Consider the following 12,626-nt stretch of genomic DNA (forward strand, 5'->3'; position numbering starts at 1 on the left):
AGCCCCTGTCGGCCCGCCCTTTGAACCTGTCGCATTCCGCCACGAGGCCTTCGTCGACCAGATCGAAGAATGCCTCTGGCGGTTTCCGGGGATGGGTTTTCCTGAAGGACGTCCATGGCGCCGTCCTGCAGGTGATCCGCGACCGCTCCGAGCGGGCCGTGCCGGCGAGGCGCTAGGACCCGGATCCGGGTGCTTCCTTGCCGTCTTCCTCCCCCTCCTCCAGTGCTCTCGCCAGCTTGCGCAGGAGCGCCGCGAGTGTCGTGAACTCGGCGTCCGAAAGGCCGGCGATGAGCTCCGCTTCCAGCCGCATGTCCTCCTCCACCGCCGTCCGTGTCCGCGCGAGACCCGCGGCGGTGAGCCGCACCGGCAGGCTGCGGCCGTCGGACGTGCTTTCCGGACGCTCGATCAATCCGGCTTTCTGCAGACGGGCAAGGCGGGCGGTCAGTCCGCCCGAGGAGATCATCAGGGAATTGAAAAGCTCCGTCGGGCGCAACTGGTAGGGCGGCCCGGAGCGCAACAGGGTGGAGAGAACGTCGAATTCGCCGGTGTCGAGGCCGTGGCGGGCGAAGACCGCCTCGATCTGCGGCCGAACCCGGAGCGTGATGGTGCGTGCCCGCCCGAGCACGGCCATGCCGCGCGTGTCGAGGTTTGGCATTTCCCTCGTCCATTGCTGCCGACGGAACTCGACCCTGTCCGGTTCGTCATCGTTGCGCATCGGGCCCCTCATTTATCCTGGCAAAAAGACAGGTTGCTTTATCTTGATGAAAAGATAAATTATCGCCTGCCTGCCCGCAAGCCTCTCGGGGCGGTTGGGGCGGATGCATGGAAAGGCCGGCAACTTGGACGGCCGCAACCGGCGCAGGATGCCGACGTCGAAGGCCCTGCATCACATTCTACGTCGATCATCGCCGACAAGCTTGCCGAAGACACGAAGGGGGCGAAGTCCCGATGAAAACGACAGGCTCGCAGATGCTCTGGAGCGGCCGGGTGCTGACCGCGCTTTTCGCGCTCTTTCTGGCCGGCGCGTCGATCACGCCGAAGCTGGCCGGCATGGATGTCGCCGGCGACACCCTGCGCGATCTGGGCTGGCCGGTTCGCCACGCCCTGATGATCGGCGTGATCGAACTCGTCTGCCTGGTTCTCTATCTTGTGCCGGCGACAGCCCTGTTCGGCGCGGTGCTGATGACCGGGCTTCTGGGTGGCGCCATGGCAACCCAGATCCGCGTCGACAACCCGCTCTTCAGTCACATTCTGTTCAGCCTCTATCTCGGGCTGTTCATGTGGGGCGGGCTGTGGCTGCGGGACGCGCGCCTGCGGGCCCTGTTTCCTTTCCGGCGGAGCGCCGCGAACTGAGGGCCGTCCCGGCCGATCCCGACGATCAGTTTCCGTCTTTTGCCGCCTCTTTCTGGCGCAGTGCCTTCAGTCGGGAAATCAGCGTGCGGGCGCCAAGCAGGATATGCGTCGTCAGGTGCTCGCGGGCGCCGTCGACATCGCCCTTCCGGCACAGGTCGACCAGCATCCGGTGTTCCCGGTTCATCCGCTCGCGGCCGCCGGTCAGTCGGATCGGCAAGGGAAAGTGCCGATAGGCATTGCGGTAGAGCTTGTGCACAAGCTCCAGCGTGCGCGGCCGGTTCGCCGGCGCGTAGAGCGCGGCGTGGAAGCGCCAGTTCAGCTCCGACCAGCTTTCGTCGCGGGGATCGCCCTCCATCCGGGCCACGAGGGCTTCGGCCCGCGCATAGTCCTGCTCGCCCAGAAGCGGCATCGATTGCTCGAGCAGCCAGGCCTCCAGCTGTGCGCGGATCTCGTAGGTCTCCTCCAGGTCGTCGATGGAGAGGCCGGAGACCACGGCCCCCTTGTGAGACACCAGGGTCACCAGCCCTTCGGCCTCCAACTGGTGCAGCGCCTCGCGCACGGGTACGCGGCTGACCCCCAGTTCCGCCGCAAACTTTTCCTGCCGTAACTGCACCCCCTCGGGCAAGGCGCCGCCCAGAATGCGTTCGCGCAGCAGGTCGACGATCTGGGCACTTGTTGTCTTGCGGCGCAAGGCCGCGCCGGTCTCGGAAGCGGTGATGGATGTCATCGGCAGATCGTGTCTCGTGTCCGGTGTTCGTCGGGCAAGGGATGCCCGCTCGTCTCAAGCCGATCATAGCAGCCTTTCCAGCCTGAAAATATTGTATCCAATAATCGTTTGAAAATGGCGAAGCACGACGTGGCGTCATCTCGCGGGAAGGAAATCCTGTTGACTAGCCGTTGAAACTCGGGTTGGATTGCCAACAGAATAATTGGATACAATATGCAAAGAATAGAAAAACACGTGAGAGCGCCTGAAGCATGATCGTCCTGTCCAACAATGAGGGCGGCTGCGGCATTCCCGCGTCTGCCGGGATGCTGGCCGACGGCCGGTCCGCGCTCGATGCGCTCGAGGCAGGCCTGCGCCTGGTCGAGGCGGACGAGAGCGTGCGCACGGTCGGACGCGGCGGCTGGCCGAACCTTCTCGGAACGGTGGAGCTCGATGCCTCGGTGATGGATGGCACGACCTTCCGGACCGGTGCCGTTGGGGCCCTCACCGGCTTTCTCCACCCGGTGAGCGTTGCCCGCCAGGTCATGGAGCAGTTGCCGCACGAGTTGCTGGTCGGCGAGGGCGCCCGCCGGTTCGCCGCCGAGATCGGGGCCGAGGCCGGCGAACTCCTGATGCCGCACGCTGAAAACGCCTGGCGTCGCTGGTTCGCGACCGAGGTGAGCGAGGCCGACCGCCGTGACTGGCCGGATGTTCCGATGCGCGAGCTCTGCCGCCAGGCGATCGACCCTGAGCTTGGCCGCGACACCACCGTGTTTCTCGGTCAGGACCGCAACCGCGACATCGCGGCGGCGACGAGCACCTCCGGCTGGGGCTGGAAATATCCCGGCCGGCTGGGCGACAGCCCGATCATCGGAGCCGGGTCCTATGCGGACAGCCGCCATGGTGCCTGTGCCTGCACCGGCGTCGGCGAGATGAGCATTCGTGCCGGCACCTCGCGCGCCGTCGTGCTCTACATGAAGATGGGACTTTCCGTCGGGGAGGCCGTCTACGAGGCGGTCGAGGACATGCGCCGGCTGGTCGGCGGTCTTGTCGGCCGGGTCACCATTCACGCCATCGATGCCCGGGGAAATCACAAGGTCGTCGCCGTCAACGGGCTGCCGGAGAACCACTACTGGATCTGGCGTGAAGGCGACCCCGCCCCCCGTGCCGAGCCGGCGGAGATCGTCATCATCAGCGAGGATCCGGCGCCGAAGCCGACGGCCCACGGCCGCTACGAAGTGATGAACCTCTAGCGCTCCCTCTCCACGGGCGATGGCGCCGCATTTTCGCGAAACTGAAAACAACACTCAACCGGAGGACATGGAATGGCATCGACTGGCATCAGGCTGGCGGTCGCGGTGGCGGGAACGCTGCTGCTTGGAAATGCGGCGCTGGCAAAGGGCACACTCGACATCGTCAAGGAACGCGGACGGCTGGTCTGCGGCACCAGCACCGGCATCGCCGGTTTCAGCATGGCCGACGACAAGGGCAAATGGACCGGCCTCGACGTGGACGTCTGCCGGGCGCTCGCGGCGGCGATCTTCGACGATCCGGAAAAGGCGGATTTCGTGCCGCTGTCGAGCAAGGACCGTCTCGTGGCGCTGCAGACCGGCGAGATTGACGTTCTGCCGCGCACCACCACCTGGACGCTCGGCCGGGACGCCGGGATCGGTCTCGATTTCACCGCCGTCAACTACTATGACGGCCAGGGCTTCCAGGTGCGCCGTTCGCTCGGCGTCGAGGCGATCGCGGAGCTGAACGGCGCCTCGATCTGCACCGTGCAGGGCACCACCAACGAGCTGAACCTTGCCGACTATTTCCGCGTCAACGGGATGGATTACCAGCTCGTCACCTTCCAGAGCATCGACGACACGGTGAAGGCCTATGAAAGCGGGCGTTGCGACGCGCTGACGACGGACATGTCGCAGCTCGTCTCCTATCGTCTCAAGATGGCCGAGCCGGACACGCACATGCTGCTGCCCGGCGTCATCTCGAAGGAGCCGCTTGGCCCCTATGTCCGCCAGGGCGATGACGTGTGGTTCGACATCGTCCGCTGGACCGTTTTCGCGATGGTCAATGCGGAGGAGCTTGGCCTCACGCGCGCCAATGTCGACGAGATCGCCGGTTCCACCGACAATCCGGAGATCCGCCGGCTTCTCGGGCTCGAGGGCGAGTTCGGCAACAACCTCGGCCTGACCAATGACTGGGTCGCCCGCATTGTCCGCCATGTCGGCAACTACGGCGAATCCTTCGAACGCAATCTGGGCAGCGGAAGCCCGATGCAACTGCCGCGCGGCGTTAACGCGCTCTGGTCGAAGGGCGGCATCCAGTTCGCCCCGCCGATCCGCTGATGTGCCGGGGCGGGCGGAGCAGTCCGCTCGCCCCTCATTCTCCCGTGAATGCCAGCAGGCGACCGCAGAGGAGCGCGCTGCTCCAGGCAACCAGCGAAACCGCCCCGGCGAGCCTGAGCCGCCCGGGAGAAAGCCCTGCAAGCGTCGTTGCCATGTCCGCATCGGGTTGCCGGCCTCTTGCCGCCAATGCGTGCGTCAGCAGCGCCGATGCGATGCCGAGCGCGACGAGCGCCATCTTGGCAAGAAACAGCGGCGTCGCCGCGTAGTCCGCCGGTCCGGCAAGAAACAGCAGAATGCCCGATGGCAGTGCCAGCGCCAGGCCGGATGCCGCGCAGGGCACCAGCACCCGAATGAGCGGCGCCAGCGGTACGCCCTGTCGCCAGATGCCCAGAAGACGCAGGTCGAGCGGCAGGATCGAGCCGACCAGCAGCGCCAGGCCGGCGACATGCGCCGTGCTGGCCAGCGCGTAGCCCCAGCGCGAGACGCGCATCCACTCCGCCACGGGCAGGGTCTCGAGGAATGTCGTCAGCGTTTCCATCGCACCCGCCCTGCCCGTCCGGCGCCGTCAGTCGCGGCCGGGATAGAGGTCGTGGGTCGTCCCGCCGATGACGATCCGCTCCGCTTTCATCAGCCGGTCGCCGATATCGGCCGACGGCTCGCCAATGAAGACCGCCTCGACGCCGGGCGCCAGGTCGCCGTCGTTCAGCCCGGCGCGGGTATTGCGCCAGGGCTGGCCGACCTCCACCGTCCACGTCTCGCCCTCGGCATCGACCTTCAGCACCCCGTGCGGATTGCCGAGCCGCGCCTCGCGTATGATCCCGGTCAGTTCGATGTTCTTGCCGCTCGTCCAGCGCCAGCCGTGATGGGCGCCGGCTTCAAGGCCGATGGCGGCAAGGAGGAAGAGGGCGAGAAGCCCGGTAAGAACGCGCGAACGGCCCATGGCGGTAATCCTCTTGTTCGACCTGCCGGGGCGATCGGTCGCCGGCGGTTGACGTCTTCCACCTGAAAGCTAGGCGGGTAGGCGTGCCGGTCAAGCGGTGACCGGGGGGCATCCGGTGCGCGATTTTCAGGCCGAACCTTGACTGTGCCGGCAGTTACGTTGATCTTGCCAGTGACAGTTTGTCTTAGCTTGCCTGGATCCGGGAGGCGGTTCGCAGCGGGAGTGTCACGAGGTTGTTGTGGCCGTCCGGCAGGGTGAGATTGTTGATATAAGAAGATTTGGCTTCGGCAGTCCCGGTTGCGGGACGATTGGAAATTGCAGCGAGTCCGACGGTGATCCTGAGCAGTCTGGTAGTGATCCTGTTGTCTTTTGCAGCAATACTGGCGATGCCTTCGCTGGCAGTGGCTTTGCCGGCCGGAAAACTGGTAGCCGCGGGATCGAGATCGGGATCGGGGACAATGGCAGAAGTTTCAGGATCGCGGACGACCCAGGCGGGACGCTCGGCTCGACCGATTGTCGTTTCCTGCAATGCCGGGAATGAAGACTGGAGAGGCGCCGCATGCCGCGCGCTCAAGGCCGGTCTGGAGCGCAGGTGGGCCGTCGCCCTTGCAAAGGGTGACGAAGCGGAAGCGGATGCGTATCTTGCGGTCGATATCGAATGGCTGCGGGTCGAGCCGACCTTCCTGGTTGCGCGCCTTGTCTGGCGAGTGGATGGCGGCGCGCCGCAGGCGGGACCGGAGATCGAGGTCTCGGTCAATGACCGGGATGTGACGGAAAGCGATGCCGAGCATCTGGCTGAAACGCTTGTGAAGGTGACACCATTGCCGCTTTGAACGGATGCGGCCGGACTTGGCGATGACTTGGCGAATTTGACGGGAGAGCGGGATTATGTGCGAGCTTTGCGCGATGGTCGGGCCGGACGTGGCCAAGGAAGTCAACGGTTTCGAGTGTGCCGCACCGGGGGGCGGGCCGGAGGGGGATCTGGCGGCAATCACCGAGACTGGCGATGCGCCGGCCAACACGTCGACATCCTACTCGATGTCCGCAGGCGACACGTTTTCCGGTAGTCTGGGCTTTGCCGGGGATCGCGACTGGGTGCAGATCACCGTGACCGGGGGTACCGCCGTTCAGATTTCGATGAACGGTGTGTCTCTCGGCGACCCCTATCTTCGGCTGTATGATTCTTCCGGAAGCTATATTTCCTACAATGACGACATCGATACGTCCGGCGGCAACTACAATTCCTCGCTCTGGCTGCAGGTGGCCGAGACGACGACGTTCTATGTCGCGGCGGGCTCGTATAACGACACCGGTTCCGGCACCTATCAGCTGACGGCAACGGCGCGCACGCCTCTCTCGACCTTCAACAACGACCAGATTGCCCAATACCTGACGAATGGCTATTGGACGGATACCGGCCGTTCGCAGCGCTCCTTCAATGTGGGCGGCGACAATGCGATCGATGTCAATATCACCGCGTTGACGGCCGACGGCCAGTTCCTGGCGACCAATGCGCTGCTTGCCTGGGCCAACGTCACCGGCATCACCTTCAATTTCGTCACGAGCGGCGGCGAGATCCTCTTCGACGACAATGGATCGGGGGCCTCGAACAGCTCGACCACCAGCGGCAATGCGATCCTCGAATCCCGCGTCAATATCTCGACGTCGTGGCTAGCCAACAGCGGCACGACGATCGACAGCTATTCCTTCCAGACCTACATCCACGAAATCGGCCATGCGCTCGGCCTCGGTCATGGCGGCAACTACAACAGTTCCGCGACCTATGGCCTGGACACCCATTACGCCAACGACTCGTGGCAGGCCACGGTCATGTCCTATTTTGACCAGACCGAGAACACCTCGATCACCGCGAGCCGCGCCTATATCGTGACGCCGATGATCGCCGACATCGTCGCGATCCAGAACCTCTACGGCACGCCCACGACGATACGCACCGGCAACACGACCTATGGCGAGAACTCCACTGCCGGCGGTTATCTCGACACGCTGCTGTCGGCGTCGACCAATCCGATAGCGCTGACGGTCCACGACAATGGCGGTTTCGACACGCTGGATTTCGGCACCCAGACGGCCGCCCAGCTGATCGACTTGCGGCCGGAATCGATCTCCAATGTCGGGGGCCTCATCGGCAACCTGTCGATCGCCCGCGGCACGATCATCGAGAACGCCATCGGCGGATCGGGCAATGACACGATCCACGGCAACAGCACTCACAACCTGATCTACGGCAATGGTGGCTCGGATTGGGCCGTCATTCACGCCGCCCAATCGTCGATCACTGGGACCTACCGCTTTGCCGAGGCCGTCGTCTTTGCGACCTCACAGGGCAACGACGTCTTGTTCGACATCGAGAACGTCCAGTTCAACGACGGCACGGTCTCCGGGGCGGTCTCGGCCTCGGACTGGTCGATCCTCATGTATGCCGCCTCGCATGTGGATCTGCTGACCGGGCTTGGCACGAACCAGCATGAGCTGTTCCTGCATTTCGCCAACTACGGCATCGCGGAAGGCCGGCAGATCACCTTCGATGCGTGGGGATACCTTGCCTCGAACCTGGACCTCATCGGCAGTGTCGGCGCCAGCGCCAACGCGGCTGCGTCCCATTATGTGACCACCGGTTATGGCGAGGGCCGGCAGATCACCTTTAACGCACTCGAGTATATTGCGTCTTATGGTGACCTTATTGGTGTCTTTGGCGCAAATTCCAGCGGAGGTGCTCAGCACTATGTGGAAAGTGGCTATGCCGAGGGCCGGCATATTACTTTCAATGCACTCGAATATATAGCTTCAAACAGTGATCTTGCATCTATACTTGGTGCAAACGCATTGGAGGGAGTTCGTCACTATATAAATCACGGTTTCGGGGAGGGGCGTACCAGCAGTTTTGACGCACGCCTGTATCTGGGTGCCTATGACGATCTGCGAGCGATATTTGGACAAAATCTGGACGGCGCGACCACTCACTTTATCCAAATTGGCGCCGCAGAAGGCCGGTCAGGCAATGCGTTCAACGCGTTGGAGTATATTGCTTCTTATACTGATCTGATTTCAGGAATCGGAGCTAGTGCAGAAGGCGGTATCGCGCACTTTCTTGAATACGGCTTCAATGAAGGCCGCACGATCAGTTTTGACGGTCTCGCTTACATCGCTTCCTATGGTGACCTGATTTCGGCCCTGGGCACGAACGCGTCTGCTGGTGCCGGGCATTACGTCATGCATGGATTTGGTGAAGGCCGAACAACGACGTTCGATCCGCTGGCCTATATCAACGCGGCTTCAAACTCGGATTTGCTGCCTGCGTTCAGCAACAATCTGGTCGGCGCCACCATCCATTACATCCAGTACGGCTTCAATGAAGGCCGGGCGACCTCGGCCGAGGAGCCCGTCGTCAAGATGGCGGAACTCGATGAGGATGACGCTTTCGTCTTCGACGGCATCGACATGGCGGATTCCGGCATGGATGGCGCGGATCAGCCCGATGACCCGTTCTTCTTCGATGCCGATGCTGGCGACAAGCCCGCGGACCCGTTCGACGGCCAGCTGGACACCGACTTCGACTTCGCCGCAATCCCGAACGTGCTGGAACTCGGGCCGGGCGACTTCGCCCATATCTGATCGGAAATCCTGGTCGATAGGGGCTGCTACACAAAAAACGGCGCGGGCATCCCGCGCCGTTCTCTTTTTTTGCGGGCTGGTCCTCAGGCCTTGCCGAGTTCCTTCGCGTGCAGCCAGGCCGCGTGCCGGGGCGCGCGCTTGGTCTTCGACCACTCCTCCAGCATGTCCCATTTCACCGCGTCGAGCTTTTCCAGCATCTCCTCCTCGGCCGGGTCAGGGCAGGCCAGTTCGACGCGATGGCCGTTCGGATCGAAGAAATAAATGGAGTGGAAGATCGAGTGGTCGGTGACGCCCAGCACCTCGATGCCGTTTTTCTCCAGCTTTTCCTTGTAGGCGACCAGCGTGTCGCGGTCCTTCACCTTGAAGGCAATGTGCTGCACCCAGACCGGCGTGTTGGGGTCCCTGCCCATCTCCGGCTTGGTCGGCAGCTCGAAAAAGGCAAGCACGTTGCCTGCCCCCGCGTCGAGGAAGACGTGCATATAGGGGTCCGGCTCGTGGGTCGAGGGCACGCTGTCCTCGGCGATCGCCAGCACGAATCCCATGTTCAGGTTGTCGACATACCAGTTCACCGTCTCTTTCGCGTCCTTGCAGCGATAGGCGACATGGTGGATCCGGTCGATCTTCAGCGTCGGTTGGGCAGTCATTCCGGGCACTCCCGTTTGTGGTTGAAACGGAACGCCCCGTCCGCGTTCGAACTGCGCCGGTCCGCGCGCGCGAGGCCCCTCAGCCACGGCGCGGACCGGAAGGTCAGCCGCCGGCGGTCTCCCTTGTGCGGGCGGCGGCAAAAGCGGCGTGCAGGACGTCGCGATCACCGACATGGTTGGCAAGCACCAGCACCAGCCGGGCGTTCAGCGCCTCGCTGTCCTCGCGCGTGAGGCCCTCGTGCAGCGCGATCAGCTCGGCATAGAAGCCGTCCGGATCGGCGATATTGGGGGAAAGCCGCAAGCCGTTGCCGGCGGGTCCTGTCATCGTTTGCTCCTCATGCTTCTGCTTCGCCCCGCGACCGACCGGTGGCGAGGTGCAGCGCCTGTGCCACTGCGCCTGCATCGTAAGCCGGCCAGCGCGCCGCCACATGCTGGTCGGGACGCATCAGGTAGACCGCGCTCGTCGCCTCGCCCAGATAGCGTTCGCGAAGCGCGCCGCTCGGATCGTCGGCGGCGGAGAGCGCGACGCGCTCGACCTCAATGCCGTCGATCACCAGTCCGTCCGGGGCCTCCGCGTCGATGGTGACAAGCTGGAAGCGATTGCCCAGCCGGTCGATCAGCCAGCCGCTCGCGACCGGCGCGTCGCTTGCCGGGGCGCCGGGCCTGGTGCGCGCCGGCATCGCCGCGCAGTCCGGGCCATTGAGCGGCGAGCCGTCATAGATCGCCGGCAGCGACAGGCGACCGGAATTGACCAGCGGCCGGGCGAAGGCGTGGTGCTCGGCGAGTTCCAGCACCGCGTCGCGAAAGACCCGGCTGGCATGGCTCTTCGGCGTGATGAAATCGGTCGAGCGCGACGAGTTCAGGATGTTCTCGTCGGCGGCGAAGACCCGCTCCTCGTCATAGCTGTCGAGCAGGCTTTCCGGTGCCTTGCCGTCGACCACAAGCTTCAGCTTCCAGGCAAGATTGTCCGTGTCCTGGAAGCCGGAATTGGCACCGCGCGCCCCGAAGGGGGAGACCTGGTGTGCCGCATCGCCGGCGAAGATCACCCGGCCGTGGCGGAACTTCTCCATGCGGCGGCACTGGAACGTATAGATCGACACCCATTCGAGCTCGAACTCGACTTTCTCGCCCAGCATCGCCTTCAGTTTCTCGCGCACCCGCGCCGGGTCCTTCTCCGCTTCCCGGTCGATGTCCCAGCCGAGTTGCAGGTCGATGCGCCAGACGTCATCCGGCTGCCGGTGCAGCAGCGCCGACTGACCTTTGTTGAAGGGGGGATCGAACCAGAACCAGCGTTCGGTCGGGAAGTCCGCCTTCATGACGACGTCGGCGATGAGGAAATTGTCCTCGAACACCCGGCCCTGGAAGTCGAGCCCCATCATGCTGCGGGTCGGCGAGCCGGCGCCGTCGCAGGCGATCAGCCAGTCGGCTGCGATCCGGTAGGGGCCGTCGGGCGTTTCCACGGTGAGCTCGACGCCGCCTTCGTGCGGCGTCACCGCGCTGACCCTGTTGCCGCCGCGCAGCTCCAGCAGCCCGGTGTCGTGGCCGATCTCCAGCGCCCGCTCGACCAGATACTGCTCCAGATAATATTGCTGCAGGTTGATGAAGGCCGGCCGCTTGTGCCCGCCCTCGGGCAGCAGGTTGAAGTCGTAGACCTTGCGCTCGTCGAAGAAGACCTTGCCGAGGTTCCACACGACGCCCTTGTCGACCATCTTCTGGCCGCAACCGAGCCGGTCGAGGATCTCCAGCGGCCGCTTGGCAAAGCAGATCGCCCGGGACCCCCAGCTCACCTTGTCATTCTCGTCGAGCACGAGGACGGCAACGCCCTGCTGTGCCAGGTCGATTGCCGTGGCAAGCCCCACCGGTCCGGCGCCGAGCACGACGACGCCATGGCGCGCCGGCCTGTCGGCATCCTGGTCGGCCGAGCGGACGTAAGGGTAGAGCGGGGTCTCGAAGATCTTTGTCATGCGGCCTCCCGAAATGCGGGGCCGCCGGGCGTGGAGTTGTCGCCCGCCCGGGCGGCCTGGAATTCACCCCTGCAACGCGTCCCACATGTCCTTGTCGCGCTGTGCCGTCCAGATGCGCGGCGTGTCGATGCCCTGCGCCTCGTCATAGGCGCGCGCCACGTTGAAGGGCAGGCAGTGCTCGTAGATCGCGTATTCGGAGAACTTCGGATCGCAGGCAGCGCGTGCCGCGTCCCATGCTTCCTTCAGCGAGCCGCCGCGCGTTGCCACCTGCGCCACCGGGCGGAAGGTCGAGGTAACGAAATCGGCGGTGGCATCGAGCGCCGCGTTGACCATTTCCTTGCCAATGAGCGCATCGCCCCGGCCCGGCGCGATGGCGTCGACGTCGAAGCCGCGGATGCGCTCCAGCGTTGCCGGCCAGTCGCGGAAATGACCGTCGCCGCAATAGCAGGCGGAGTGGTATTCGACGATGTCGCCGGTGAACATGACGTTCTCGTCCGGCACGTGGATGACGATGTCACCGGCGGTATGCGCCCGGCCGAGGAACATCAGGTCCACCCGGCGCTTGCCGAGAAAGACGCTCATCCTGTCGGTGAAGGTGGTGGTCGGCCAGGTCAGCGGGGGGATGTCGGCGACATTGTCGAAGCCCTGAAACAGGCGCGGGAAGCGCATGAATTCGGATTCCCGGTCCTCCGCGCCGCGCTCCGCCACCATCGAGCGCGCCTTGTCGCTCATGATGATCGTCGGCGCCCGGTAGGCGGCGGCGCCCAGCACGCGCACCGCGTGGTAATGGGTCAGCACCAGATGGCTGATCGGCTTGTCGGTGACCTCGCGCACCTTCTCGATCACCTTGCCGGCCAGTCGCGGGGTGGCCTGTGCCTCGACGATCATCACGCTGTCGTCGCCGATGATGACGCCGGTGTTCGGATCGCCCTCGGCGGTGAACGCCCACAGGTCCTTGCCGACCTCGGTGAAGGAGATCTTCTTTTCGCTCATGTCGCCCTGCGAGGCGAAGGCCTTGGCCATGGTGTCACT

Annotated in this window: 13 protein-coding genes; 5 read left to right on the forward strand and 8 right to left on the reverse strand. The window is 64.3% G+C overall.

Features of this window, described 5'->3' with window-relative positions; all coding sequences use genetic code 11:
* Nucleotides 1-172: 172 nt before the first annotated feature.
* Entirely contained in the window at nt 173-715 is a 543-nt protein-coding gene (locus ACQY46_RS03460) for a MarR family winged helix-turn-helix transcriptional regulator (protein ID WP_428698914.1), read from the reverse strand.
* A gap of 233 nt (nt 716-948) precedes the next feature.
* On the opposite strand from ACQY46_RS03460, the gene ACQY46_RS03465 reads away from it, so the two are divergent.
* Nucleotides 949-1,353, forward strand: a complete 405-nt coding sequence (locus tag ACQY46_RS03465; protein WP_428698915.1) for a DoxX family protein — start codon at nt 949-951, stop codon at nt 1,351-1,353.
* Between the two features lie 25 nt (nt 1,354-1,378).
* Here ACQY46_RS03465 and ACQY46_RS03470 read toward each other — a convergent pair whose 3' ends face one another.
* Nucleotides 1,379-2,080, reverse strand: a complete 702-nt coding sequence (locus ACQY46_RS03470; protein WP_428698916.1) for a GntR family transcriptional regulator — start codon at nt 2,078-2,080, stop codon at nt 1,379-1,381.
* 251 nt (nt 2,081-2,331) lie between these two features.
* Here ACQY46_RS03470 and ACQY46_RS03475 point away from each other — a divergent pair, with 251 nt between their 5' ends.
* Nucleotides 2,332-3,312: a N(4)-(beta-N-acetylglucosaminyl)-L-asparaginase gene (locus ACQY46_RS03475; RefSeq protein ID WP_428698917.1), complete on the forward strand. Its 981-nt coding sequence runs from the start codon at nt 2,332-2,334 to the stop codon at nt 3,310-3,312.
* 72 nt (nt 3,313-3,384) lie between these two features.
* Nucleotides 3,385-4,410, forward strand: a complete 1,026-nt coding sequence (locus ACQY46_RS03480) for an amino acid ABC transporter substrate-binding protein (protein ID WP_428698918.1) — start codon at nt 3,385-3,387, stop codon at nt 4,408-4,410.
* A gap of 34 nt (nt 4,411-4,444) precedes the next feature.
* Here the strand turns inward: ACQY46_RS03480 and ACQY46_RS03485 are convergent, their stop codons facing one another.
* Both ACQY46_RS03485 and ACQY46_RS03490 read right to left on the reverse strand, forming a co-directional pair.
* Nucleotides 4,445-4,948 (reverse strand): DUF2214 domain-containing protein, encoded by a 504-nt coding sequence (locus tag ACQY46_RS03485; protein ID WP_428698919.1) that lies wholly within the window; start codon nt 4,946-4,948, stop codon nt 4,445-4,447.
* Between the two features lie 27 nt (nt 4,949-4,975).
* Complete coding sequence (locus ACQY46_RS03490; RefSeq protein WP_428698920.1) at nt 4,976-5,350, reverse strand: DUF6152 family protein; 375 nt, start codon at nt 5,348-5,350, stop codon at nt 4,976-4,978.
* A 332-nt stretch (nt 5,351-5,682) separates the two neighbouring features.
* Between ACQY46_RS03490 and ACQY46_RS03495 the strand changes: the two genes are divergently transcribed.
* Nucleotides 5,683-6,183 carry a hypothetical protein gene (locus ACQY46_RS03495; protein WP_428698921.1) on the forward strand — a complete coding sequence of 167 codons (501 nt, stop codon included), beginning with the start codon at nt 5,683-5,685 and terminating at the stop codon, nt 6,181-6,183.
* Nucleotides 6,184-6,238: 55 nt separating this feature from the next.
* Nucleotides 6,239-8,986, forward strand: coding sequence for a M10 family metallopeptidase C-terminal domain-containing protein (locus ACQY46_RS03500; RefSeq protein WP_428698922.1), 2,748 nt, complete (start codon nt 6,239-6,241; stop codon nt 8,984-8,986).
* Nucleotides 8,987-9,069: 83 nt separating this feature from the next.
* Here the strand turns inward: ACQY46_RS03500 and ACQY46_RS03505 are convergent, their stop codons facing one another.
* From ACQY46_RS03505 to ACQY46_RS03520, 4 genes are all read right to left on the reverse strand, one after another.
* Entirely contained in the window at nt 9,070-9,612 is a 543-nt protein-coding gene (locus ACQY46_RS03505) for a VOC family protein (RefSeq protein WP_428700401.1), read from the reverse strand.
* Between the two features lie 121 nt (nt 9,613-9,733).
* Nucleotides 9,734-9,955: a DUF2783 domain-containing protein gene (locus ACQY46_RS03510; RefSeq protein ID WP_428698923.1), complete on the reverse strand. Its 222-nt coding sequence runs from the start codon at nt 9,953-9,955 to the stop codon at nt 9,734-9,736.
* A 10-nt stretch (nt 9,956-9,965) separates the two neighbouring features.
* A complete protein-coding gene (locus ACQY46_RS03515; protein ID WP_428698924.1) occupies nt 9,966-11,594 on the reverse strand; it encodes an FAD-dependent oxidoreductase in 1,629 nt (542 codons plus the stop codon).
* A 63-nt stretch (nt 11,595-11,657) separates the two neighbouring features.
* Nucleotides 11,658-12,617 carry an MBL fold metallo-hydrolase gene (locus tag ACQY46_RS03520; RefSeq protein WP_428698925.1) on the reverse strand — a complete coding sequence of 320 codons (960 nt, stop codon included), beginning with the start codon at nt 12,615-12,617 and terminating at the stop codon, nt 11,658-11,660.
* Nucleotides 12,618-12,626 lie beyond the last annotated feature (9 nt).

The organism is Stappia sp. (assembly GCF_965276915.1).
In the GTDB taxonomy this organism is placed as follows: domain Bacteria; phylum Pseudomonadota; class Alphaproteobacteria; order Rhizobiales; family Stappiaceae; genus Stappia.

What these genes read in the sequence shown, in the direction of transcription:
- ACQY46_RS03480 (WP_428698918.1), top strand. Translation starts at nt 3,385, where the DNA reads ATGGCATCGACTGGCATCAGGCTGGCGGTCGCGGTGGCGGGAACGCTG.
- ACQY46_RS03465 (WP_428698915.1), top strand. Translation starts at nt 949, where the DNA reads ATGAAAACGACAGGCTCGCAGATGCTCTGGAGCGGCCGGGTGCTGACC.
- ACQY46_RS03500 (WP_428698922.1), top strand. Translation starts at nt 6,239, where the DNA reads ATGTGCGAGCTTTGCGCGATGGTCGGGCCGGACGTGGCCAAGGAAGTC.
- ACQY46_RS03470 (WP_428698916.1), bottom strand. Translation starts at nt 2,080, where the DNA reads ATGACATCCATCACCGCTTCCGAGACCGGCGCGGCCTTGCGCCGCAAG.
- ACQY46_RS03515 (WP_428698924.1), bottom strand. Translation starts at nt 11,594, where the DNA reads ATGACAAAGATCTTCGAGACCCCGCTCTACCCTTACGTCCGCTCGGCC.
- ACQY46_RS03520 (WP_428698925.1), bottom strand. Translation starts at nt 12,617, where the DNA reads ATGGCCAAGGCCTTCGCCTCGCAGGGCGACATGAGCGAAAAGAAGATC.
- ACQY46_RS03475 (WP_428698917.1), top strand. Translation starts at nt 2,332, where the DNA reads ATGATCGTCCTGTCCAACAATGAGGGCGGCTGCGGCATTCCCGCGTCT.
- ACQY46_RS03485 (WP_428698919.1), bottom strand. Translation starts at nt 4,948, where the DNA reads ATGGAAACGCTGACGACATTCCTCGAGACCCTGCCCGTGGCGGAGTGG.
- ACQY46_RS03510 (WP_428698923.1), bottom strand. Translation starts at nt 9,955, where the DNA reads ATGACAGGACCCGCCGGCAACGGCTTGCGGCTTTCCCCCAATATCGCC.
- ACQY46_RS03460 (WP_428698914.1), bottom strand. Translation starts at nt 715, where the DNA reads ATGCGCAACGATGACGAACCGGACAGGGTCGAGTTCCGTCGGCAGCAA.
- ACQY46_RS03490 (WP_428698920.1), bottom strand. Translation starts at nt 5,350, where the DNA reads ATGGGCCGTTCGCGCGTTCTTACCGGGCTTCTCGCCCTCTTCCTCCTT.